The organism is Wolbachia endosymbiont (group A) of Sturmia bella (assembly GCF_964030905.1).
GTDB lineage: Bacteria > Pseudomonadota > Alphaproteobacteria > Rickettsiales > Anaplasmataceae > Wolbachia > Wolbachia pipientis.
In genome coordinates, this window is the sequence record NZ_OZ034988.1 from 295,431 (window position 1) to 321,296 (window position 25,866).

Annotated in this window: 19 protein-coding genes and 1 tRNA gene; 18 read left to right on the forward strand and 2 right to left on the reverse strand. The window is 36.1% G+C overall.

Going from position 1 to position 25,866, the window contains the following annotated elements; all coding sequences use genetic code 11:
• Positions 1-62: 62 nt before the first annotated feature.
• From ACQH3L_RS01475 to ACQH3L_RS01500, 6 genes are all read left to right on the forward strand, one after another.
• A complete protein-coding gene (locus ACQH3L_RS01475) occupies positions 63-743 on the forward strand; it encodes a virB8 family protein (protein ID WP_425384896.1) in 681 nt (226 codons plus the stop codon).
• Positions 730-1,530: a P-type conjugative transfer protein VirB9 gene (virB9, locus tag ACQH3L_RS01480; RefSeq protein ID WP_425384897.1), complete on the forward strand. Its 801-nt coding sequence runs from the start codon at positions 730-732 to the stop codon at positions 1,528-1,530. Before ACQH3L_RS01475 ends, virB9 begins: the two co-directional genes overlap by 14 nt.
• A 16-nt stretch (positions 1,531-1,546) precedes the next feature.
• Positions 1,547-3,007 carry a TrbI/VirB10 family protein gene (locus tag ACQH3L_RS01485; protein WP_425384898.1) on the forward strand — a complete coding sequence of 487 codons (1,461 nt, stop codon included), beginning with the start codon at positions 1,547-1,549 and terminating at the stop codon, positions 3,005-3,007.
• A 1-nt stretch (position 3,008) separates the two neighbouring features.
• A complete protein-coding gene (gene virB11, locus ACQH3L_RS01490) occupies positions 3,009-4,001 on the forward strand; it encodes a P-type DNA transfer ATPase VirB11 (protein WP_010962302.1) in 993 nt (330 codons plus the stop codon).
• A gap of 30 nt (positions 4,002-4,031) precedes the next feature.
• Positions 4,032-6,035, forward strand: coding sequence for a type IV secretory system conjugative DNA transfer family protein (locus ACQH3L_RS01495; protein ID WP_425384899.1), 2,004 nt, complete (start codon positions 4,032-4,034; stop codon positions 6,033-6,035).
• Between the two features lie 121 nt (positions 6,036-6,156).
• Positions 6,157-7,005: a P44/Msp2 family outer membrane protein gene (locus ACQH3L_RS01500; protein WP_425384900.1), complete on the forward strand. Its 849-nt coding sequence runs from the start codon at positions 6,157-6,159 to the stop codon at positions 7,003-7,005.
• A gap of 164 nt (positions 7,006-7,169) precedes the next feature.
• Here the strand turns inward: ACQH3L_RS01500 and prmC are convergent, their stop codons facing one another.
• The gene (gene prmC, locus ACQH3L_RS01505) at positions 7,170-8,009 is read right to left on the reverse strand and encodes a peptide chain release factor N(5)-glutamine methyltransferase (protein WP_010962305.1); all 840 of its coding nucleotides are present in this window, start codon (positions 8,007-8,009) and stop codon (positions 7,170-7,172) included.
• 980 nt (positions 8,010-8,989) lie between these two features.
• On the opposite strand from prmC, the gene rpsL reads away from it, so the two are divergent.
• The 12 genes from rpsL to ACQH3L_RS01565 all read left to right on the forward strand — a co-directional run bounded on the left by rpsL (position 8,990) and on the right by ACQH3L_RS01565 (position 24,894).
• Positions 8,990-9,364 carry a 30S ribosomal protein S12 gene (rpsL, locus tag ACQH3L_RS01510; RefSeq protein WP_006279787.1) on the forward strand — a complete coding sequence of 125 codons (375 nt, stop codon included), beginning with the start codon at positions 8,990-8,992 and terminating at the stop codon, positions 9,362-9,364.
• Between the two features lie 5 nt (positions 9,365-9,369).
• Positions 9,370-9,849 (forward strand): 30S ribosomal protein S7, encoded by a 480-nt coding sequence (gene rpsG, locus ACQH3L_RS01515; RefSeq protein ID WP_007549313.1) that lies wholly within the window; start codon positions 9,370-9,372, stop codon positions 9,847-9,849.
• Positions 9,850-9,870: 21 nt separating this feature from the next.
• Positions 9,871-11,946, forward strand: coding sequence for an elongation factor G (gene fusA / locus ACQH3L_RS01520; RefSeq protein ID WP_010962308.1), 2,076 nt, complete (start codon positions 9,871-9,873; stop codon positions 11,944-11,946).
• An 11-nt stretch (positions 11,947-11,957) separates the two neighbouring features.
• Entirely contained in the window at positions 11,958-13,130 is a 1,173-nt protein-coding gene (gene tuf, locus ACQH3L_RS01525; protein ID WP_010962309.1) for an elongation factor Tu, read from the forward strand.
• A 13-nt stretch (positions 13,131-13,143) separates the two neighbouring features.
• Positions 13,144-13,216, forward strand: a tRNA-Trp gene (locus ACQH3L_RS01530).
• A 19-nt stretch (positions 13,217-13,235) separates the two neighbouring features.
• Entirely contained in the window at positions 13,236-13,436 is a 201-nt protein-coding gene (gene secE, locus ACQH3L_RS01535) for a preprotein translocase subunit SecE (protein WP_022626186.1), read from the forward strand.
• The gene (gene nusG / locus ACQH3L_RS01540; RefSeq protein ID WP_070356705.1) at positions 13,426-14,262 is read left to right on the forward strand and encodes a transcription termination/antitermination protein NusG; all 837 of its coding nucleotides are present in this window, start codon (positions 13,426-13,428) and stop codon (positions 14,260-14,262) included. The genes secE and nusG overlap by 11 nt, the downstream gene beginning before the upstream one ends.
• 2 nt (positions 14,263-14,264) lie before the next feature.
• Positions 14,265-14,705 carry a 50S ribosomal protein L11 gene (locus ACQH3L_RS01545; protein ID WP_006279541.1) on the forward strand — a complete coding sequence of 147 codons (441 nt, stop codon included), beginning with the start codon at positions 14,265-14,267 and terminating at the stop codon, positions 14,703-14,705.
• A gap of 4 nt (positions 14,706-14,709) precedes the next feature.
• Positions 14,710-15,363 carry a 50S ribosomal protein L1 gene (rplA, locus tag ACQH3L_RS01550; RefSeq protein ID WP_425384901.1) on the forward strand — a complete coding sequence of 218 codons (654 nt, stop codon included), beginning with the start codon at positions 14,710-14,712 and terminating at the stop codon, positions 15,361-15,363.
• A 12-nt stretch (positions 15,364-15,375) separates the two neighbouring features.
• Positions 15,376-15,894, forward strand: coding sequence for a 50S ribosomal protein L10 (rplJ, locus tag ACQH3L_RS01555; protein WP_006279539.1), 519 nt, complete (start codon positions 15,376-15,378; stop codon positions 15,892-15,894).
• A 26-nt stretch (positions 15,895-15,920) separates the two neighbouring features.
• A complete protein-coding gene (gene rplL, locus ACQH3L_RS01560; RefSeq protein ID WP_007551887.1) occupies positions 15,921-16,322 on the forward strand; it encodes a 50S ribosomal protein L7/L12 in 402 nt (133 codons plus the stop codon).
• 58 nt (positions 16,323-16,380) lie between these two features.
• Positions 16,381-24,894, forward strand: coding sequence for a DNA-directed RNA polymerase subunit beta/beta' (locus tag ACQH3L_RS01565; protein WP_425384902.1), 8,514 nt, complete (start codon positions 16,381-16,383; stop codon positions 24,892-24,894).
• 6 nt (positions 24,895-24,900) lie between these two features.
• On the opposite strand, the gene dusB is transcribed toward ACQH3L_RS01565, so the two are convergent.
• The gene (gene dusB, locus ACQH3L_RS01570; RefSeq protein ID WP_010962313.1) at positions 24,901-25,863 is read right to left on the reverse strand and encodes a tRNA dihydrouridine synthase DusB; all 963 of its coding nucleotides are present in this window, start codon (positions 25,861-25,863) and stop codon (positions 24,901-24,903) included.
• Between the last annotated feature and the right edge of the window lie 3 nt (positions 25,864-25,866).

The window sequence follows — 25,866 nt, forward strand, 5'->3', positions numbered from 1 at the left end:
GTAACTACTTTGTTAATTTGCTATGTTTATTAACATAAGTTAAGATTTTTAGGAATACTAAAATGCTAAGATTTTTTAAGCGAGAAAAAAATACTGAATCCTTAGATAAGGATATAAATTGGAATTCAAACCGCTACAGCACAGTTATTGCTCAAAGGAATATTCTACTTTTATTTGCATTAATATTATTAGCAACGATCTCTATCAGCATATTAGTCATATTTAAAATTAGCACAAGTAGAACTATTGAGCCATTTGTTATAGAAATTGACAAGAAATCAGGAATAGTGCAATTGGTTGATCCTGTCACAGTAAAACAGTATTCTGCAGATGAAGCGCTAAACGATTATTTTATTTCAGAGTATATAAAAGCAAGGGAGGTTTTTGATCCATATCATTATAATTATAACTATTATACAAAGGTGAGGTTGTTTTCCTCACCTGATGTGTATAATGAATTTAGAAATTATGTAGGATCGCAGAATATGGATGATCTTTTTAATTTATATTCAGATACCAAAAGTGAATTTAAAATTCGCTCAATTCAAAAGTTGGGTAACGATGCTCTTCAGGTGAGATTTTTTGTGGAATTTACACGGAAAGATGGAAGTTCTACGAGAAAAAATAAGATAGTTATTATGTCATATAGATATGCATCGCTTGAAATGGATGATCAGCAAAGATATATTAACCCATTAGGATTTCAAGTTATTTCATATAGAGTAGATGATGAATATGTATAGGATATTATTAGTTTTAGCTTTACTTGTAAGTGGCAATTTAAACGCATCCATTAATTATAATGAGCCTATTTCTATAGATAGTAGAATAAAGACTTTTGTGTATAGCCCTAATGAAGTATTTACGGTGGTTTTTAGTCAGGGTTACTATTCTTATATTGAATTTGCGGAAGGAGAAAAAGTTAAAAATATCGCTGTTGGTGATGCATCAAGTTGGAAAATTAATCCTTATGACAATAAATTGCTTATCATGCCATTTGAAGTTAGTAGTCGCACTAACATGATTATTACGACAACTAAAAAAAGAAATTACATTTTTGATTTAATCTCAAGGCCAAACTACGATAAATACCCGGATACTGATGCTAAGAAAGTAGATCACGATTATTCTGCTGAAAAGGATATATCTTACGTAGTACGTTTTTTTTATCCTCAAGAAGAAGGTGAATTTGATGTTGATTTAGATGAGGTTTCTTTACCTACTCAAATGCAATATACTACAGACAAGCTAGAAAAAATAATACAAGAAAATGATACGAAGTACAATTATACATATATTGATGAAGGTGGTAATGCGGATATAGTTCCGATCGAGTTATTTGATGATGGTTATTTAACCTATTTAAAATTTAGAAATAATAATAAAATACCTCAGGTTTTTGTAGAAGGGGAGGATAAACCTTGTAAAAGGCTGTTATTTGATGATTATGTTATAATAAAAGGAGTACATAAAAAGCTATTTATGCGTTATGAAGATGGTGAAGTTGAAATTATAAATAGGTCACTTTAGCTGTGGTACATGCAATATGAATAAAGAAAGGCGTAACAATTCAGAAGATGAATCAGAAATAGAGAATAAGGTAGTAACAGTTGGCTCTAATCAAGGTCATAGGGCATTGATGGTCATTATTTTAGTGCTTCTGGCTGGTGGAGTGTATTATCTCTATTTTAGTCCTTCTCCTAAAGAGGGTTCAGAAGTTATTAAAAAAGAGGAAACAAAGCAAAACGTTCAAGAATTGAAAGGAAAGTTGGAACAAGTTCCAGATAATGTAATGGTTCCTGAAAGAATAATAACTGATCCCTTACCACCCTTACCTCCTCTTCCTACACCACTAATCATACCAGAAATAAAACAAATTAGAAAAGAAGAAGTGATGAAAAAAGAAGAAGAGAAACCAAAAGAAACTCCTGTGTCAAATATACCTATTTTGCCAAAGCAAAATTTTCCTTCTAGTAATGTTATGGGCAATTTACCTACCTCGTTTCCTACAATAGGGGGTGGCGGTTATCCTAGAGACAGACGTAGTGCACAGATGTTGACAATTTCAGGTGGTAGTGGAGAGAACAAGGCTGCTGATGCTATTTTATCCGACACTTCAGCACAATCGAGCAAAGCTACCAGAGTAGGAAAGCTTGGTTTAATGATTACTCAAGGTAAAATTATTGATGCTGTTCTTGAAACTGCAATAAACTCTGATCTGCAAGGAATGCTGCGTGCTATGGTGAGTAGAGATGTTTATGCAGAAACTGGTGATACAGTTTTAATACCTAAAGGCTCAAGATTGATAGGCAGTTATTCATTTGACTCGAATGTTGCTAAATCTCGTGTAAATATAAACTGGAATAGAGTGATTCTGCCACATGGAATAGATATTGCAATCTCATCACTTAGTACTGACGAGCTTGGTAGAGCAGGAATAGCAGGAATAGTTGATAACAAAATAGTAAGTGCGTTATTCTCTTCGGTGACACTTGCTGGTGTTTCGATTGGTTCTGCTGTTATAGGGCAAAAGGCTTCTAATCTTGTTGATACGCTAACTGTCAGAGATGCAGTAAAGTCTATCACTGCAACCGAAATAGATTTTTCTTCTCTCCAACTCATTATTGACCCAGAAAAGAAGATATCTAGTGACAAATGGAAATTAGGCCTTGGGGCTATCGGAAGAATTCGGAGTGCCAAAAGCAGACAAGATTTACTAAAAATAATGAAAGAGGAAATAGCAAAAGCACTAGGAATTGAAGAAGACGAGGTAAATATAAGCCTGGAAATTGTAAATCAACTGTTAGAACAAATTCAAAGAAAAAGCAAGTCTGTTTATGATGAAGCAATCGGGAAATCAATCGAGGATTTTTCTAAAGATATGCGGGATGTAGTGGGCAGATATACAGATAAAAAACCAGCTATTTATGTTGATCAAGGCACTGCATTGAAAGTATTTGTTAACCAAGATATAGTATTTCCTCCACAGGCAATATTAAATCAATGAAATGAACTATGCTGCACTTGATACATATTTGGAGCCATTACAAGGCATATTTCAAGAAGAAGGCGTAAATGAAATATCAATAAATAAGCCAAAGGAAGTATGGATTGAAAATCGCGGTGAAATAAGGTGTGAAAAATTAGAAGTATTCGATCTTAACCATTTGAAATCTCTTGGCAGACTGATTGCTCAAGCTACAGAACAAAAACTTAGCGAAGAAGCGCCGTTACTTTCGGCAACATTACCAAATGGTTATCGTATACAGATAGTATTTCCGCCAGCATGTGAACCTGATAAAGTAGTCATGTCGATTCGTAAGCCTTCTAGCATGCAGTTAGCACTCGATGATTACGAAAAAATGGGGGCTTTTTCTGAAACTGTTACAGAAGCAACTGATAATCCAGTTGACCGTCATTTGGATTTATTGTTAAGGCAAAAAAAAATAAAAGAGTTTTTAGAATACGCTGTAATAAGTAAGAAAAATATTATAATTAGTGGTGGAACTTCCACTGGTAAGACTACTTTTACTAATGCTACTTTGCGTGCTATTCCAGATGAGGAAAGAATTATTACTGTTGAGGATGCAAGGGAAATCGTTTTGAACGATCATCCCAATAAAGTCCATCTAATTGCCTCTAAAGGAGGGCAGGGCAGAGCAAAAGTAACCACTCAAGATTTGATAGAAGCGTGCTTACGTTTAAGGCCAGACAGAATAATAGTTGGTGAGCTCCGTGGAGCGGAAGCTTTTAGTTTTCTTAGGGCGATAAATACTGGTCACCCTGGATCAATATCAACCCTTCATGCGGATAGTCCAACAATGGCCCTTGAGCAAATAAAACTGATGGTTATGCAAGCAAACCTTGGCATTCCTCCAGACCAAATTATACCATACATTAGAAATGTGATTGATATTGTTATTCAGCTAAAAAGAACCGGTGGGGGCAAAAGAAGCATTTCTGAGATATTATTTACTAGATCTGCGAGCGAAAATGCTTAAATTTATACATAAGTTAAGGAAGAGTAGTTTATGAGTAATAGAAATCACCTACGTAATATTCTCATAGGAGGTGTAGTAGCTTTTAGCGTACTTGAGTTTTGCTTCTATCTATCTGGTATATTGTTTGTTCTGTTTGCTGATGGTCCGGATGCTGTGGATTTTAAGGCAATTAATCCTAGTTTGACGCCTTTCCCTCAAGCTCTTTGGCCAACGATTTTTGATCATATACAATATTGTTGGCATCATCCAGAGTTATATAGCCTTGAGCTCAAAATCACATTAATTATATCTTCTGCACTGCCTATCATTGTTTTAATGATTATCTTATGGAATTTAAGAGAAAGGATAATTGAGTGGCGACCATTTAAAAAGAAGGAATCACTTCATGGAGATTCGCAGTGGGCATCAGAGAAAGACATACGAAAAGCAGGATTAAGAAGCAAAAAGGGATTATTGCTTGGTAAAGATAAAAGAGGATACTTCATTTCTGATAGGTTTCAGCATGCATTGTTATTTGCACCTACAGGTTCTGGTAAGGGTGTTGGCTTTGTAATTCCTAATTTATTATTTTGGACTGACTCGGTAATTGTACACGACATAAAATTAGAAAACTATGAAATAACAAGTGGTTGGCGAGAACGACAAGGACAAAAAGTATACGTATGGAATCCAGCGCAGCCAGATGGAATAAGTCACTGTTACAATCCATTACAATGGATTAGTGAAAAACCTGGGCAGATGGTTGACGATGTGCAGAAAATAGCTAACCTAATCATGCCTGAACAAGACTTTTGGCAGAATGAAGCAAGAAGCTTATTTGTTGGAGTGGTATTATACTTACTTGCTGCACCAGAGAAAGTTAAATCTTTTGGTGAAGTTGTGCGTACGATGCGTAGTGATGACGTGGTTTATAATCTTGCTGTTGCTCTTGATACAATGGGTAAAATACTACACCCTGTAGCATATATGAATATTGCAGCTTTTTTACAAAAAGCTGATAAAGAAAGGTCAGGTGTTGTATCAACCATGAACTCATCACTTGAATTGTGGGTAAACCCATTGATTGATACTGCAACTGCGTCAAGTGATTTTAATATTCTAGATTTTAAAAAGAAGAAAATTACAGTTTATGTTGGTTTAACTCCTGACAACTTGACTAGGCTCAGGCCTTTAATGCAGGTTTTTTACCAACAGGCAACTGAGTTTTTATGTAGAAAATTGCCATCGGATGACGAGCCTTATGGCGTATTGTTTTTAATGGATGAGTTTCCTACACTTGGAAAAATGGAGCAATTTCAAACAGGTATTGCATATTTTCGTGGTTATCGAGTTAGGTTATTCTTAATTGTTCAAGATACTGAGCAGCTCAAAGGAATATACGAAGAAGCAGGGATGAACTCCTTTTTGTCAAACTCGACTTACAGAATAACTTTTGCAGCCAATAATATTGAAACAGCTAATTTAATATCGCAACTTATAGGAAACAAAACTGTACAACAAGAATCGTTGAATAAGCCTAAATTTTTAGATTTAAATCCTGCTTCAAGGTCATTACATATCTCTGAAATACAGAGAGCATTGCTATTGCCTCAAGAAGTTATTATGTTGCCACGTGACGATCAGATAATTTTAATAGAGTCGACTTACCCAATTAAATCAAAGAAAATTTTGTACTACAGTGATACCATCTTCACAAGAAGGCTGCTCAAACAAACTCGTGTGCCTACACAAGAACCATATGACCCAAACAAAGTTCTTTCTGCCGCTGCGAGCAAAGATAAGGTTAATAACGAGGGGAATAATGTTCTTGAGGGACCTAATTCAGTTGATTATCCTGCTGAAACTAAAACCGAAGATGCAGTATATGATGAATCAGATGAATTTGCAGACGAAGATATTGATGATGAAGATATCGACGATAAGTTTGAAGATGATGACGAGGAAGATGAGGATAGGAGCGATGATGGGTTTGATGACGAAGAAGAGGAGGATGAATTTGAAGATGAGGATAAATTAAAAAATGACGAGAAGTAAGGTTAACTTTGCCTATTTTTAGCTCAGAAAAGTGCAAGTTATGCAAATAATTAGGTTTTTCATATTAAGCCATTTTTAATTAATTAGTATTAGATTAGCTATTTTAACTAGGGGAGTAGTAATGATTAGTAAAAAAACATTAGCGGTTACAGCATTTGCTTTATTGTTGTCACAACAATCTTTTGCAAGTGAAACAGAAGGGTTTTACTTTGGTAGTGGGTATTACGGTCAATATTTAAATAACACAAGCGTACTAAAAACAAGCACTACAGGTATCAAAAATTTGTCTATAAATGACAGGGGTGCTCAGAACACAGAAGGTCAGTCACTAAGTGAGTATAAAGGAGATTATAATCCACCTTTTGCTGCAAATGTGGCATTTGGTTACACAGGGGAATTGGGTAACAACAGCTATAGGGCTGAATTGGAAGGGATGTATTCTTCTGTAAAAGTGGATAATATTGGTTTAACAAGTAGCCAAATAACTGTTTCATACCTAAAGGAGACTGGTGAGGATCCTGATAAAGAAACTTATCTCTATAGTGCTGCAGTTAGTCATGACCAAATTGAGAACATATCTGTAATGGCAAATGTTTATCATCATTGGAAAAGTGACCGTTTCTCTTTTTCTCCTTACGTTGGTATTGGGATCGGTGCAACAAGAATGACGATGTTTGAAAAACCGTCAATAAGACCCGCAGGTCAATTAAAAGCTGGCTTTGACTATCGCATAAACGAAGATGTAAATATGCATATCGGATATAGAGGTTTTGGTGCTATTGGTAGCGATATTAAGCTTACAGCAAAAAGGTTAGGACAAGTGGTAGACGACCCTAATAATGATAAAAAAAAGAAGCTTAATCCTAGCTCAGGTAGCAAAGTAACTGAGGAAATAAATATAGGTAATCGACTATTTCACACACACGGTATAGAGGCTGGTCTTACTTTCCATTTTGCCAGCAAAGCTTAAACATGTTGCCCTTTAAAAAATGCATAAAACCGTTCCTGTCGTCCTATGGCTTGACCATAGGATCTAGTTAAATATAGATTCAAGTAGTCACGCTACTTGGATGACTAGGTAGAGGGTACTGGGATGATATAGGATAATATGGGATGAAGGCAAAAAAACATTAGCTATGTTCTTTTCACAACAATGCATCTCTTCATTCCCGCTAAGTCATATACATATTCCTGAAAAGCTAATTCGTATGAGGGGATTATTTTGTCAATATTGCTTTGATCTTCACCTATCTCCAATATCGCAAACCCATTTTTTTTAAGGCACTTTCTCAATATTGGAAAAATGCTCAAGTAACAGCTCAAACCATCAATACCACCATCAAGGGCAATTCTTGGTTCCTTTTGCACTTCAGCTTGCAAGTCTTTCAATTTGCTTCTTTTAATATATGGAGGATTACTGATTATAAGATCGAATGAACCTCTGCACTCTGTCCACGAACTTGGAAATATTTTGGCTCTGCTGAGAAGATCATGTTTTTTTGTGTTCTGATAGGCAACTTTATATGCTTCCAAGCTTTTTTCAAAACCGACGCCAACAGCATATTCATACTCACTAAGTACGGATATCAATAAACAACCTGTGCCTGTACCAAAATCTGCAATTTTTAGTTTCTGTTTTTTGTTTGGGTAATATTTTAACACTGCTAGGATTATTGTTTCACTATCTGGCCTTGGATCTAAAACATGCTGGTTAACTATAAAATTTTTACTCCAGAATTCACGATTACCTATTATTTGCGATATTGGATATCTTTCCGCTCTTTTTTTTGTTAATTTCCAAAATAAAAGTTCTTTCTCCATCGGCACTTGATCAGCATGGTTCACAATTATAAATGATCTTTCCACTCCAAGTACGTGCTGCATGATGATTTCACAATCTAAATGTGGTGATTCAACTTTATGTGACGATAATAACTCCGATCCTTCTTGAATTAAAGTGCTGATTGTTTTCATTATTCTAAAAATATGTTTCTTTCAGCCAAAAATAGCAAGATGAGCTTCCAGTTTAGGGTAGCTGCACTAAATCCCAGTGTCAAGCACGCAGCTGTACGAACATTGCAATTTGCAGATCCAAGTAGCTTGACTACTTGGATCCAGCTAAGTTGGTGAGCATAAAAGTATAGCTAATGCGAGCTTTACGTCATACCGTCACGGTATCTCTAGATTCCGCTAACACGTAGCGGGACGACGAGGTCAGGGTGTCATCCTAGTACCTTCTCCTGTCATCCCAGTGCCCTGACTACTTGGATCCAGGAAAAAGAATGGTGTCATCCAAGTAGCCTCCCTCCCCTGTCATCCCAGTGCCCAGACACTGAGATCCAGAAAAGTTTGCTTGTAAGCAAGCAAACTAGCACAGAAAGTGGTTACAACATTTTCGATGAGATTATATGGAAAACTGGATTCCAGTGTCAAGCACTGGAATGACACCTTCCTGCCCAGTTCATGTTGCCATAAATATTAAGAAATTTACCAAGCAAAAAAAAGGCAAAAGATATCCCGTATTAGCTAGTTGTCACTCTCTAATCCTGCAAATTGGCGTACTATACTGTCTTAAACGCTTTATAAGCGCGTTTCAGCTTATATAGGTAAAAACCCAGAAATGTTGTGAAGAAGTAAAGTGTGCATAGTGCAAAAAATTAAAAATAAGACGCCAATTACGTAATACTGTTGTCATTTAATCTGCACAGATTGAAGATAAATGAATACCTCCAGTACCATGATAATGGGGCTGGCGAAGGGTGTCAAGTAAGTTTTTTCGTTTCTACTGAATGACAGTTGTGGCTTGGGAGGTAGTGCAAGAAGTCTACTGATGGCTTTCAAGGCAGTTGAGCTTAATTATTAGAGTAGTAATGTTTATTTTTATATTGACTATTGAGGTTTATTATTTTATAACTAAAAACTTAGTTATTTTAATGAGCTTGAGTTTATAACATATGCCTACGATAAATCAATTAATACGTAAGGGTAGATTAGGATTGACCCATAAGAAAAAGGTACCAGCTTTGGGAGAAAGCAACCCTCAAAGGAGAGGTGTTTGCACTAAGGTGTATACTACAACTCCTAGAAAGCCTAACTCAGCACTCCGTAAAGTAGCCAGAGTAAAAATTAGTGGGTATGGTGAAGTGACGGCTTATATACCTGGTGAAGGTCATAATTTACAAGAACACTCTGTTGTTTTGATACGTGGTGGGCGGGTTAAAGATTTGCCAGGTGTGCGTTATCACATAATAAGAGGTGCCCTTGATCTGCGTGGTGTGCAAAATCGAAAGAAAGCTCGTTCAAAATATGGTGTAAAGAAATCTGGTTAAAGTTTATGGCTCGTCGGAATAAAGCAAAAAAAAGAGAAATAAGTCCTGATTCGCGTTACGGCAGTGTTTTGCTGATGCGTTTCATTAATACAATCATGAAATGTGGTAAAAAATCTACTGCAGAAAAGATTATCTATGACGCTTTGTCTTTAGCTGAAAAGAAAATAGGCGAAGGTGGGTTATCAATTTTTGAGACAGCAGTAGGAAATGTTACTCCTTCTATAGAAGTGCGTTCTCGACGCATTGGTGGTGCAACTTATCAAGTACCTGTTGAAGTTCGACAAGATAGAGCGGTTTCTTTAGCGTTAAGGTGGATTGCTAAAGCAACTTCTGCTGCTCGAAAAAAGAGTGGAAAAACCACTGTTGATTGTTTGCAATCTGAAATACTGGATGCTTATAATAAACGCGGTGGTGCGTTTAAGATGTGCGAAGAAAAATATAAAATGGCTGAAGCTAATAAGGCATTTTCTCATCTTCGTTTTTAATGTTAGCTAATTAATTGTGATATGGAAATTGGAATATCTAAATACAGAAATATAGGGATAATGGCTCACATAGATGCTGGTAAGACTACCACAACAGAGCGTATTTTATTTTATACTGGTAAGCAAAATAGAATTGGTGAAGTGCACGATGGTGCAGCTTCTATGGATTGGATGGAGCAGGAAAAAGAGCGTGGTATTACAATCACATCTGCTGCAACAACATGTTTTTGGAATGATCATAGGGTCAATATAATAGACACTCCTGGTCACGTTGATTTCACTATTGAAGTTGAGAGATCTTTAAGGGTTTTGGATGGTGCAGTTGCTGTATTTGATGGAGTTGCTGGAGTTGAACCTCAATCTGAGACAGTGTGGCGTCAAGCTGATAAATATAGCGTTCCTCGTATCTGCTTTGTTAATAAGATGGATAGAATAGGGGCGAATTTTTATCGATGTGTTGATATGATAAAGACGAAGCTTGGTGCAGCACCTTTAGTTATTCATTTACCAATAGGGAGTGAGAAAGATTTCAAAGGTATAATTGACCTTATTTCTATGAAAGCCATTATATGGCAAGAAGAAACGTTGGGCGCTAAATTTTCTTATGAAGATATTCCTTCTGATTTGCTTGATAAGGCTCAAGAATATCGAAATCTTTTATTAGATGCTGCAGCTGAGATGGATGATGAAGCGATGAATACTTACTTTGAGTCTAATGATCTGCCAGTGGATTTACTGAAAAAATGCGTGAGAAATGGGACCATTAAAGGAAAATTTGTTCCTGTGTTATGTGGATCAGCTTTTAAAAATAAAGGCGTACAACCACTTTTAGATGGTGTGGTTGACTTTTTACCTTCTCCTATTGATGTTGATGTAATTGTTGGAATTGATCCTAAAGATTCAGAAAAGAAAATTGAGGTCAAACCTTCAGAAAAAGAGAAATTTGTTGCTCTTGCATTTAAAGTGATGACGGATAAATTTGTAGGCAGCTTGACGTTTATCCGTATTTATTCTGGTAAATTAAAGTCTAAATCTACCGTTTCAAATGCGTTAAAAAACGAAACTGAAGGGATTGGCAGAATGTTACTTATGCATGCAAATAACCGAGAAGATATAACTGAGGCTAGGGCTGGAGATATAGTTGCTTTAGTTGGGCTAAAGAAAACAACCACCGGAGATACTTTATGTTCTGTTGATTTTCCTATATTATTGGAGCGTATGGAATTTCCTGAGCCTGTTATTGAAATTGCTGTAGAACCTAAAACCACTTCAGATCAGGAAAAATTAGGTATTGCTCTAAATAGGTTGGTTGCAGAAGATCCTTCTTTGAGAATGTCAGTAAATGCGGAAAGTGGCCAGACTATATTGAAAGGCATGGGTGAGCTCCATCTTGAGATTATTGTTGATAGAATGAAGCGCGAATTTAACGTTGAGGCTAACGTCGGTGCTCCTCAGGTTGCATATCGTGAAACTATCACTAAATCTGTTGAAATTGATTACACTCATAAAAAACAATCTGGTGGAGCTGGTCAGTTTGCTAAGGTTAAAATAAAATTTGAACCTCTTGAGCCTGGTTCTGGGTTTCAATTTGAAAGTAAAATTGTAGGTGGTGCTATTCCAAAAGAGTATATTCCTGGGGTAGAAAATGGCTTGGAGTTGATAAAAGAAGGTGGTATAATTTCGGGATTTCCGTTGATTGATTTTAAGGCTACCCTTCTTGATGGTGCTTTTCATGAGGTTGATTCTAGTCCTTTAGCTTTTGAACTTGCTGCTAAAGGTGCTTTTAAAGAGATGGCAAATAAAGCTGGTCCAAAAATGCTGGAGCCTATAATGAAAGTTGAAATCATTACTCCTGAAGAATATATGGGTGATGTTATGGGTGATATAAATAGTAGAAGAGGAAATGTTGCTGATATGCTCGATTTAGGTAATAATAGTAAAATAATTACTGCTTCGGTACCTCTTGCAAATATGTTTGGTTATATCAACGTTTTGCGTTCTATGTCTCAGGGAAGGGCGCAGTATAGTATGCATTTTTCTTGTTATGAGCAAGTGCCACAATATGTGGTTGATGAGTTAAAGTTAGAGTATAATTAAGGGTAATAATTATGACAGCAGTAGTGGAAGCATTTGGAAAGCCGCATGTAAATGTGGGAACAATAGGACATGTGGATCATGGGAAGACGACGTTAACAGCGGCGATAACGAAGCATTATGGAAATTTTGTAGCGTACGATCAGATAGATAAAGCGCCAGAAGAAAGGAAGAGGGGGATAACGATAGCAACAGCGCATGTTGAGTATCAGACAGAGAAAAGGCATTATGCACACGTTGATTGTCCTGGACACGCTGACTATGTAAAGAACATGATAGTAGGTGCAGCACAGATGGATGCGGCGATATTGGTAGTGTCGGGGGTTGATGGGCCAATGCCACAAACGAGAGAGCATATATTGCTGGCGAAGCAGGTAGGTGTTGGATATATCGTGGTGTATATAAATAAAGCTGATGTTGCTGATGCTGATATGATAGATTTAGTAGAAATGGAAGTGAGGGAATTACTGAGTAAATACGGATTTCCAGGGGATGAAGTGCCTGTGGTGGTTGGTTCAGCGCTCAAGGCGCTGGAGGATGACAGCAGCGAATATGGAAAGAAATCAATAGATAAATTGATGGAAAAGTTAGATGAATATGTAGCGGTTCCACCAAGGCCTGTGGATTTACCATTTTTATTGCCAATCGAAGATGTATTTTCGATATCGGGGCGAGGAACAGTGGTAACAGGAAGAATAGAGAAGGGAGAGATAAAGACGGGAGAAGAGATAGAGATAATAGGTCTGAAAGCGACGCAAAAGACGATATGCACAGGTGTTGAGATGTTTAAGAAGTTGCTGGATAAGGGAAGTGCAGGACTCAATGTAGGAATATTGTTAAGAGGAACAAAAAGAGAAGAAGTGGAGAGAGGGCAAGTATTAGCGAAACCGGGGACGATAACACCGCATAGAAAGTTTAAGGCGGAGGTTTATATATTAAAGAAAGAGGAAGGAGGAAGGCACACACCATTTTTTGCGAATTACCAGCCACAGTTTTATTTAAGGACAACGGATGTAACTGGGAGCATAAAATTGCTAGATGGGAAGGAGATGGTAATGCCAGGAGATAATGTGAGTGTAGAAGTAGAATTGCAAGTACCGATAGCAATGGATAAGGGATTGCGTTTTGCGATAAGAGAAGGCGGTAGAACTGTTGGTTCTGGTGTTGTTTCTGAAATTTTGGAGTGAGAGTTTGAGTTATAGGAGTGTAGCTCAATTGGTAGAGCGCTGGTCTCCAAAACCAGAGGTTGTAGGTTCAATTCCTATCGCTCCTGCATTAATGTTGTGGTGGAAATGTTAAAAAGTTTGTGTGGTTTTTTCTGTGATATAAAGCAAGAAATACGAAGAATTGCTTGGGTAAAGAAACAGGAGGTGTTGTCATCTCTATTTGTTGTAATGATTGTTATATTATGCTTTTCGATTTTCTTCTGTTTTGTGGATTTTATGTCTCTTTACGTAATTAAGGCTTTATTTGGAATTATTTATGGAATGTGAATATAAATGGTATATCATTAAAGTTGATTATGGATATGAGCAAAACATACGCGAATTGGTAAGTAATGCTGTTTATTTTAAGGAAGTGTTTATTCCTTATCAAACGGTATGTAATTCAAAGTCTGATATAAAAGAATTATGTGAAGTGTATGTATATATGCATCTGTGTGATGAAAGCAAAAATATTTTGAATCAAACGCCTGGATTCTGCAGTGGTGAATCTGGTGATTTTGAGATGATTTCAGATGATGAGATAAGTTTAAAGTGTAAAGAATTTAATAGATATAAATGGTATATCTTGAGAGTTGCTTCCAATTGTGAAGAGAAAGTGCGCCAACATATATTGGAAAATTCTATGAGATTGGGTGTTAATGATTACTTTAAGGAAGTTTTTATTCCATATGAAGAGCTAAGTGAAGTAGAGTTGAAATCTAAGAAAATTGCTACACGAAGGAAATGCTTTCCTGGTTATGTCTTTTTATACGTGAATTTATGCGATGAAGTATTGAATTTTATCAATAATATACCAAAATCTCTTAAGGTTTATGGATTTTTGAAAAACGGTAATATTCCAAAGGTGATTTTGGATGATGAGATTCACTCAATGTGTAATGCACTTTATAATGCTCAAGAGACAAAGAAGTTAGGTTATGGTTATGAAAAAGGTGAAAAAGTGAAAATTAATGATGGTCTTTTTCAAAATTTTACTGGTAAGGTAAATATGGTAAACGATGAGAAAAAAATTATTAATGTGGAAGTATCGATTTTAGGTAAGCCGACAATAATAGAGCTTGATCTGGCTCAAGTAGAGAAAATAGAGGATTAATTATGAGTGTTATAGTTGCTAAGATTAACTTACTTATGGAAGCTGGGAAAGCAGTTCCAGGACCGAAAATTGCTTCAGTACTTGGTCCACGTGGTATACCTGTTCCTAAGTTTTGTGAAGCTTTTAATAAAGTTACTAGTGCTGCTAACGCTAATTATAAAGTAGGCGATTTAGTAACAGTGCGAATTTCCATAAAGGATGATCGCTCTCATGATTTTACTGTCAGCGGTCCGCCTGTGGCTTATTTACTTAAGCAGGAGGCTAAATTAAGTAAAAGTTCTGGTAATCCTGGTAAAGAATTAGTGGCTAAATTACCTATGTCTGCTATAATTAAAGTAGCAAAGTGCAAGATGGTTGATATGAAAGTGGATAATGAAGATTCAGCAGTGAAAATGGTTGTAGGCACTGCAAAATCTATGGGTATAGAAGTTGTGGAAGGTTAGGTAAATGAATACATATAATGATAATCCTAAGCAGTGTTTGAAGAAGATTGTTGAGTCTGCTTCAGCAAAATTTAATGAATCAGTTGATATTGCGGTCAATTTAGGCGTAGATTCACGTAAATCTGAAGAGCAGGTGCGTGGTACAGTAGTTTTGCCTAAAGGTATCGGGAAGAATATTAAAGTAGCTGTTTTCGCTCAAGATAAACATTTATTAGAAGCTGAAAAAGCTGGTGCTGATATTGCAGGAGGAGAGGATTTAGTTGAAGAAATAAAAAAAGGTAGAAAGTTAGATGTTGATTGGTGCATTACTACTCCTGATTTTATGGCAAAAATCACTCCTATTGCAAAAGTATTGGGTGCTAAAGGGCTGATGCCTAACCCTAAATTTGGTACTGTGACTTCTAGCATTGCAGAAGCTATTAAAACCATTAAGTCTGGTCAGGTAAAATTTAGAACAGATAAAAATGGTGTTATTCATGGTAAATTAGGAAATATTAAATTTGATATTGATGACTTGCTAGAAAATTTAAAAGCCTTTCTTAAAGTAATTAAAGATAATAAACCTATTTCTGCGAAAGGAATTTACTTTAAGGGTGTTTTTTTAAATTCAACTATGGGTAAAGCTTATAAGATAGGCAAAGTGGAAGATATAATTTAAGGGAGTGATACCGTGAAGCGTAAAGATAAGGATGAATTTATACAGAGCACAATAAACGTATTTGTAAATAATGATTTCTTGATATTAGTAAATTTTAAATCTATAAATGCTAATGATTCATTAACTCTGAGGAATAGTCTGAAGTCTATAGCAGGTGGGGTATTAGTAGTTAAAAACACTCTAGCGCGCTTGGCTTTGGAAAGGACTGGTAAATTCTCTTATTTATCAGGCAAATTTTCCGGTCCTGTTGCTATTATATACTCTAGTGGCATAGTAGAAGCTGCAAAATTAATAGTTGATTTTACTAATGCTAACAAAGAAAAAATGTCTGTGATTTGCGCAGCTCATTTAAATGAATTGTTAACAGTGGAAGATGTTAATAAACTGGCTAAGTTGCCTTCTCTGGATGAATTGCGTGTTAAAATTATGCGTTTAATATCTTATGATATTCCTGCTCGGTTAGCGTTGTCTATTAATTCATCTTCTATGAGGCTTATGAGAGTTTTGGATTATTATAGTTCTAAAAAATAAATTTGTTGTTAAGTAAGGTGGTAATTATGAGTAATGTAACAAGTGATTTGGTTGATAAAATATTATCTTTAAACCTATTAGAGGCTTCTGAACTTGTAAAAGTTTTAGAAGAGAAAATAGGGTTGCCTGCTGGTTCTTTTCTTGGTGGAGCTGTTGGTGCTGGGGCGCCTATTGGTGATAATGCTGCTGCTCCTGCTGCTCAAGAAAAAGCTGAGTATAAAGTTGTGATTAAAGAAATTGATGCGAGTAAAAAAATAGGAGTTATTAAAGCTGTGAGAGAGGTTAATTCTACATTGGGTTTAAAAGAAGCAAAAGAGTTGGTTGAATCTTTACCTAAAGATTTGACTGCTAATGTTCCTAAAGACGAAGCAGAAAAAATCAAGCAAAAACTTATTGAAGCAGGAGCAACTAAAGTGGAGCTTGAATAATATTTAATGTATTAATTTTATATTGATATAGCTCTTTTAATTAGTTTGGGGTATTTTAATGGTTGATTCTTCTTATATGTACGCTTCTGGTGCTTTTGTTCCTAGAGTTTCTTATTCTAGGTCGATTGATTTAAAAGATTCTTTATTGGATTTGGTTAAGGTTCAAAAAGAATCATATGATTCTTTTACTCCTAAGAATAAGGGTAATGAAAGACTTGAAGTTATCTTTCATACAATCTTTCCAATAAATGATCCTTTGCGTAGGGCTACTATTGAGTTTATAAGTTGTAGGGTAGATGATCCTAAGTATGATGAATCTGAGTGTATAAAGCGTGGTGTAACTTTTTCTGCTCAGGTTATTGCTTCTATACGTCTTGTTGTTATGCAGGATGGTATTTCTCTTGATGAATATAAATCGATTAAAGAGAGTGGAGATCATTCTAAACTTGCAACCGTTGTAAAATCTATAGAAGAGCAGAAAGTCCACTTTTGTGGGTTGCCTATGATGACTGATAAGGGCACTTTCATCATTAATGGTGTGGAAAAAGTTATCGTCTCACAAATGCATAGGTCTCCTGGTGTATTTTTTGATAGCGATAAGGGAAAAACTTACAATTCTGGTAAATTGATCTATTCTGCTAGAATTATTCCTTATAGGGGTTCTTGGCTTGATATTGAATTTGATGTTAAAGACCATTTGTATTTTCGTGTTGATAGAAAAAGAAAATTGCCAATTTCAGTTTTATTAAAGGCGTTGGGTCTATCAAATAATGATATACTCGATAGATTTTATGAGAAAATAAAGTATGTAAAACATAAAGATGGTTGGAAAGTGCCTTTTGTTCCTGATAAATTTAAAGGAGTGAGGCTGCCTTTCGACTTAATGGATATTGAAGGTAATGTGCTGCTTAAAGCTAACGTTCGTATTACCTCAAGACTAGCTAAAAAGCTATATGATAATGAATTGAAAGAGTATCTGGTTCCGTTTAATTCTATATGTGGTTTATTCCTCGCAGAAGATTTAATGGATAGTGCTAGCTCTACGAAAATTTTATCTGCTGGTGAATCTATAAAGCTGGAAGACATAAAGAAGCTTGAGTTATTATCTGTAGATGAAATATCAGTGTTGAACATAGATAATTTGTTTGTTGGACCTTATATATTAAATACGCTTTTCTTAGATGAAAACATGTCTTATCAGGATGCACTATATGAAATATATAGAGTTTTGCGTCCTGGTGAAGTTCCTGTTTTAGAGATAGTAGAAGAGTTTTTCCGTAATCTTTTCTTCAGTCCGGAATATTATGATTTGTCTAACATTGGTAGGTTGAAGCTTAACTCTTACCTTGGATTAAATTATGATGAGGATTTAACTGTTTTAACGCATGAAGATATTATTGAAATTGTGAAAAAAATAGTATTGTTACGTGACGGTCAAGGATCTGTAGATGATATTGATCATTTAGGAAACAGAAGAGTAAGATCAGTTGGAGAGTTTATAGAAAATCAATTTAGAACTGGGTTGTTGAAATTGGAACGCGCAATAGTTGATTCTATGTCCACTTCTAGTTTAGATAAAGTTTCTCCATCTGATTTTATTAATCCAAAAGTGTTAACTAATGTCTTAAGAGATTTCTTCAATTCTTCTCAATTATCTCAATTTATGGATCAGACTAATCCGTTATCTGAAATAACACATAAAAGAAGGTTATCCGCGTTAGGTCCTGGCGGTTTAACAAGAGAACGGGCAGGATTTGAGGTGCGTGATGTTCATCCAACTCATTATGGAAGAATTTGCCCTATTGAGACTCCTGAAGGGCAAAATATAGGGTTAATCAACAGCTTAGCTATATACGCGCGTATTAATAAATATGGTTTCATTGAAAGCCCTTATAGAAAAGTAGTCAATAGGGTTGTTACTGATCAAATTGAGTATCTTTCTGCTATAGACGAAGGCTCACATCATATAGCTGACACTAGCGTAAAGCTTGATGAAAATAATTGCTTTGTTGATGACATGCTATACTGTAGATATGCTGGTAGCTTCGTCATGGTAAGTAGCGACCAAGTTAGTTACATTGACGTATCTCCTAAGCAGGTAATATCAGTTGCAGCTTCCTTGATTCCATTTTTAGAAAATGATGATGCTAATAGAGCATTAATGGGCTCAAATATGCAACGTCAGGCCGTACCTTTATTGAAGCCTACCGCTCCTCTGGTTGCTACTGGTATGGAGTCTTTTGTAGCTTCTGGCTCTGGTGCTGTAGTTTTAGCAAAACGCGATGGCATAGTTGATAGTTCTGATAGTAACTCTATAGTTATACGTGCTTTTGATAAAGAAAGGGTTAACTACTTGGACGTAGATATTTATCATCTAAGGAAATTTCAGCGTTCTAACCATAATACTTGTATTAATCAAAGACCGCTAGTGTGCGTAGGTGATTATGTTAAAAAGGGTGATGTAATAGCTGATGGTCCTGCAATTAACAGTGGTGAGTTGGCGCTTGGTAAAAATTTGCTAGTCGCTTTTATGTCTTGGCAAGGTTATAATTTTGAAGACTCTATTATTATTTCTAGTGAAGTTGTTAAAAAAGATCTCTTTACTTCTATTCATATAGAAGAATTTGACTGTGTTGTACATGATACCCCTTTAGGATCAGAAAAAATAACTCGTGCTATACCTGGTGTTAATGAAGAAAATCTATATCACTTGGATGATAGTGGTATAGTGAAAATTGGTACAAGAGTTGGTCCAGGCTATATTCTGGTAGGTAAAGTTACACCTAAACCTTCTCTTTCATTGCCTCCTGAAACGAAGTTATTAATGACAATTTTTGGTGAAAAGTCATTCGATTGTGCGGATTCCTCTTTATATACATCTCCAGATGTTGAAGGGACAGTAATTGATGTACAAGTCTTTACACGCAGGGGGGTTGAAGAAAATGAAAGGGCATTACTCATCAAACAAAAAGAGATAAATGACTTTGAGGAAGAGCGAGATTATATAATCAATGTTACTAGTGAATATTTCTATGATGAACTGAAGAAACTTCTTATTAATTCTGGTTCTCAAGATCGAGAAAAATTTGACTCTATTGAACGTGAGCAATGGTGGGGTATAGGATTAAAAAACCAATCCATTTCTGAGCAAGTTAAGAGCTTAAAAAAAGATTTTGATGAAAAAGTATCACATGCAATAGCACAGTTTAAGCGAAAAGTAGAAAAATTACATGAAGGTTATGACCTGCCTCAAGGTGTGTCGATGTCAGTAAAAGTTTTCATTGCTGTGAAACATAGTCTGCAACCAGGGGATAAAATGGCTGGTAGACATGGAAATAAAGGTGTGATTTCTCGAGTTGTGCCAGTGGAAGATATGCCTTATTTGGAAGATGGTACTCCTGTTGATATTATTCTTAACCCTCTTGGTGTTCCTTCACGAATGAATGTAGGGCAAATACTGGAAACGCATGTAGGTTGGGCTTGTAGAAAATTAGGGGAAAAGGTAAGTAATATTCTCGATGAGATCAATAAGATCAAAAGTGCTTTTTGCAAGGGAATTAGGTCCCTTAACGATGATAATTTTACACAATTTGCAGTAGCATACCTTGATAATAAAAAAATTGAAAATATTGATGATGATGAAATAACGGCTTCTGTTTTAAATACACCTAATAAGAATGCACTAAATGATGAGTTGAATGAGTTAGTAGAGAACTATTTGAACTCTTGTAAAAGTTCATACAGCAATTTACGTAACTTCCTGATTGAGGTTTATAGCTATGGCAGTAACGTATCTATCTGTAATGATATTCGTAATATTAGTGATAATAATCTCATTGAATTTGCACGCAAATTACGTGATGGCGTTCCTGTTGCTGCACCTGTATTTGAGGGTCCAAAAGATGAACAAATAGCAAAATTATTTGAACTTGCTGGTTTAGATAACTCTGGACAAGCTGTATTATATGACGGTTGCAGTGGTGAAAAATTCGACCGCAAGGTTACAGTTGGTTACATGTACATGCTTAAGTTGCACCACTTGGTTGATGGTAAAATTCATGCGCGTTCAGTAGGGCCTTATAGTTTGGTTACTCAACAACCTCTTGGAGGAAAATCTCATTTTGGTGGTCAGCGTTTTGGTGAAATGGAATGTTGGGCATTACAAGCCTATGGTGCTGCTTATACTTTGCAGGAAATGTTAACTGTGAAGTCTGATGATATTAATGGTAGAGTTAAGATTTATGAATCGATAATAAAAGGTGACAGTAATTTTGAATGTGGAATTCCTGAATCCTTTAATGTGATGATAAAAGAACTACGTTCTTTATGTTTAAATGTAGATTTAAAGCAAAATGATGTAGTGATTGAAGATATATCTCACACTAACATTGCACAACCTTTTAATGAGGTTAGCATATCGATTGCTAGCCCTGAAAGTATTAAGCGTATATCTTGTGGTGAGATAGAAGATGTTTCAACTGCAAATTATCGTACGTTCAAAGTTGAGAAAGGTGGATTATTTTGCCCTAAGGTTTTTGGCCCTGTCAATGACGATGAATGTTTATGTGGAAAATACAAAAAAAGAAGACACAGAGGTCGCATATGCGAAAAATGCGGAGTAGAAGTTACATCTTCTAAAGTAAGAAGAGAAAGGATGGGTCATATAGAGCTTGCATCTCCTGTTGCTCATATATGGTTTTTGAAATCGCTTCCTTCAAGAATTGGAGCATTATTGGATATGTCTCTCAGAGATATTGAGAATATTTTATATAGCGATAATTATATCGTAATAGATCCTCTTGTTTCGCCTTTTGAAAAAGGTGAGATTATTAGTGAAAAAGCTTATAATGAAGCTAAAGATAGCTATGGGATCGATAGTTTTGTAGCTATGCAAGGTGTTGAAGCTATAAGAGAGTTGCTAACGCGCCTTGATTTACATGAAATTAGGAAGGATTTAAGACTAGAATTAGAATCTGTTGCTTCTGAGATAAGAAGAAAGAAAATTATAAAGAGATTGCGTATTGTTGAAAACTTCATTAAATCTGGAAATAGGCCTGAGTGGATGATACTTACAACTATACCTATTTTACCACCTGATTTGCGTCCTTTGGTATCGCTTGAGAGTGGTCGTCCTGCGGTTTCTGATCTGAATCATCATTATAGGACTATTATTAATAGAAATAACAGGTTGAGAAAATTGTTGAGCTTAAATCCTCCTGAGATTATGATTCGTAATGAAAAAAGGATGTTACAAGAAGCAGTTGATTCTCTTTTTGATAATAGTCGTCGTAATACTTTGGTAAATAAAGCTGGTGCTGTTGGATATAAAAAGTCCATTAGTGATATGTTAAAAGGAAAACAGGGTCGTTTTCGCCAGAACCTCTTAGGAAAAAGGGTAGACTACTCTGGACGTTCTGTAATAGTTGTTGGTCCAACTTTGAAACTAAATCAGTGTGGATTACCAAAAAGAATGGCTCTTGAACTATTCAAACCTTTTGTTTACTCAAAGCTTAAGATGTATGGTATGGCTCCAACTATTAAGTTTGCTAGTAAGTTGATAAGAGCAGAAAAACCAGAAGTTTGGGATATGCTTGAAGAGGTAATAAAAGAGCATCCTGTTTTGTTGAATAGAGCGCCTACGCTACATAGACTTGGTATTCAGGCTTTTGAGCCAATCCTTATTGAAGGCAAAGCAATACAGCTTCATCCGCTTGTCTGTACGGCGTTTAATGCTGATTTTGATGGTGATCAAATGGCAGTGCATGTGCCAATTTCATTGGAAGCTCAGCTTGAAGCTAGGGTGTTGATGATGTCCACTAATAACGTTTTAAGTCCTTCTAATGGCAGACCGATTATAGTTCCTAGTAAAGATATAGTACTTGGTATATATTATCTGACTTTACAAGAACCTAAGGAAGATAATTTACCATCTTTTGGTGCTTTTTGTGAAGTTGAGCATTCCTTGAGTGATGGTACTTTACATATTCATTCTAGTATAAAGTATAGGATGGAGTATATTAATAGCAGCGGTGAAACTCACTATAAAACTGTTTGTACAACTCCTGGCCGTTTAATATTATGGCAAATTTTTCCTAAGCATGAGAATCTAGGCTTCGATCTAATAAATCAGATATTAACAGTCAAGGAAATAACTGGTATAGTTGATTTGGTATATCGTAACTGTGGTCAAAGTGCTACAGTGGCATTTTCTGATAAATTAATGGTACTTGGCTTTGAGTATGCCACATTTTCTGGTGTCTCTTTTGGTCGTTGTGATATGGTTATACCTGAAACTAAAGCTACACATGTTGATCACGCGAGGGGTGAAATTAAGAAATTCTCTATGCAATATCAAGATGGGCTAATAACTAGAAGTGAGAGGTATAACAAGGTTATAGATGAATGGTCTAAGTGTACGGATATGATAGCTAATGATATGTTAAAAGCAATATCTATATATGATGGAAATAGTAAGTACAACTCAGTGTATATGATGGTTAACTCTGGTGCAAGGGGTTCTACTTCACAGATGAAACAGCTAGCAGGAATGCGAGGGCTCATGACCAAACCTTCTGGTGAGATTATAGAAACACCTATAATTTCTAATTTCCGTGAAGGATTGAACGTATTTGAATACTTTAATTCTACTCACGGTGCGCGTAAAGGTTTAGCTGACACTGCACTTAAAACTGCAAACTCTGGATACTTAACTCGTCGTTTAGTTGATGTATCTCAAAATTGCATAGTTACAAAGCATGACTGTAAAACAAAAAATGGTCTTGTTGTGAGAGCTACAGTTGAAGGAAGTACTATAGTTGCATCTCTAGAGAGTGTTGTGCTGGGTAGAACAGCTGCAAATGATATATATAACCCAGTGACAAAAGAATTATTAGTAAAAGCAGGGGAATTAATTGATGAGGATAAAGTAAAGCAAATCAGCATTGCAGGTCTTGATGTTGTAAAAATTAGATCGCCTTTAACTTGTGAAATAAGTCCTGGTGTATGTTCTTTATGTTATGGAAGAGACCTTGCAACTGGTAAAATTGTTTCAATAGGTGAAGCAGTTGGTGTTATAGCTGCTCAATCTGTTGGAGAGCCAGGTACTCAGTTAACGATGCGTACTTTTCATATAGGTGGAGTAATGACTAGAGGCGTTGAATCCTCGAATATTATAGCTTCTATTAATGCTAAAATAAAGTTAAACAATAGTAATATAATTATAGATAGAAACGGAAATAAAATTGTGATAAGCCGTTCCTGTGAAGTCATGTTGATTGATAGCCTTGGTAGTGAGAAGTTGAAGCACAGTGTACCTTACGGCGCTAAGCTTTATGTAGATGAGAGTGGGTCAGTAAAAATTGGCGATAAAGTTGCGGAATGGGATCCTTATACATTGCCTATTATCACGGAGAAGACTGGTACAGTGTCTTATCAGGACTTAAAAGATGGAATTTCGATCACTGAAGTGATGGATGAATCTACAGGAATATCAAGCAAAGTAGTAAAAGACTGGAAATTGCATTCTGGTGGAGCTAATTTACGTCCTCGTATTGTGCTGCTTGACGATAATGGTAAAGTAATGACACTCGCAAGTGGCGTTGAAGCATGTTATTTTATACCAATCGGTGCAGTGCTCAATGTACAAGATGGCCAGAAGGTTCATGCAGGTGATGTTATTACAAGAACACCAAGAGAGTCAGTTAAAACTCGTGATATTACTGGTGGTTTACCGAGGGTTATAGAGTTATTTGAAGCACGTCGTCCTAAAGAGCATGCTATTGTTAGTGAGATAGATGGCTATGTAGCGTTTTCTGAAAAAGACCGTAGAGGAAAACGCAGTATATTAATTAAACCTGTAGATGAACAAATTTCTCCAGTTGAATATTTGGTATCAAGAAGTAAGCATGTAATAGTCAATGAAGGTGATTTTGTACGTAAAGGTGATCTATTGATGGATGGTGACCCTGATCTCCATGATATTTTACGTGTGCTTGGGTTAGAAGCTTTAGCGCACTATATGATTTCTGAAATACAGCAAGTTTATAGATTGCAGGGTGTTCGTATAGACAATAAGCATTTAGAGGTGATCTTAAAACAAATGCTACAAAAAGTGGAAATTACTGATCCTGGTGATACTATGTACTTGGTTGGCGAAAGCATTGACAAGCTGGAAGTTGATAGGGAAAATGATGCTATGAGTAACTCTGGCAAACGGCCTACTCATTATCTTCCTATTCTGCAGGGGATTACTAGGGCAAGTCTTGAAACTAGCTCCTTTATTTCTGCTGCCTCTTTCCAAGAGACAACAAAAGTACTTACAGAAGCAGCATTCTGCGGGAAGAGTGATCCTTTAAGTGGATTAAAAGAAAATGTTATAGTAGGAAGATTAATTCCTGCTGGTACAGGTTTGATTATGAATAAGATCAGAGCACTTTCACTTTGTGATAATGTGGATAAATATGAAAAATATTTTGATATTGAAACTTATGACGAGGAATGGTTGATGGATAATGGTTGTCATTTACACTCTGGTGAGGAAGAGAGCGTAGTGGCATACGATCAGTCGAATTGAGTACAGCTAGTGTGTCTCTTGACCAAAAAAGCCAATAATATTTTCTTTCACTTCTGTGCTATCTGTCATGTTATTTACTCTCACACGAAATTCAGATGAGCCTTGAAGCCCGCTACTGTACCAACCTATGTGTTTGCGGGCCATCTTTATTCCTGTGTCATTTCCATAGTACTCAAGAATATTGTCGTAATGCTCGAGTATGATGCTTAATCTCTCTGAAGCTGTTGGCTCAGAAGTTTCACTTCCACTGAGAAAGTTCATTGCTTGATTAATCAGCCAAGGTTTACCGTAGGCACCACGACCTATCATCACTCCGTCTGCTCCAGATTCTTTGAGAGCATTCTGAATATCATTTAAATTTTTAATATCGCCATTTACTATAACTGGAATTTTCACTTGCTCTTTAACATTTCTAACGAATTTCCAATCTGCTTGACCATTATAAAGCTGCGCTCTTGTTCTTCCATGCACAGTGATCATTTTTGCTCCTAAGTCTTCGGCAATTTTCGCAAGTCTCGGGGCATTGCGATTTTCATCGTTCCATCCAGTGCGCATTTTCACCGTAACTGGCATATTCACTGCTTTGACCACAGCTTCAATTATCTCAGCGGCTTTTTTCTCATCACGCATTAGCGCTGATCCTGCATAACCGTTTACAACTTTTTTAACAGGGCAACCAAAGTTTATGTCTATAATTTTTGCTCCCATGTCCTCGTTTAATTTTGCAGCCTCCGCCATAACATCTGGCTCACACCCAGCAAGCTGCACAGCAGTTAATGCATCGACTTTTGCTTTTTGCAAACTCTGGCGAGTTTGCATAATCATAGCTCTGCTTGCGATCATCTCTGAAACTAACAAACTTGCACCAAGTTTCTTCACAATACTTCTAAACGGATAATCAGTCACTCCAGACATTGGAGCTAAAATAACTGGAGAATCAATTGTCAAATTTCCTATTTGGAGGGGCATAAG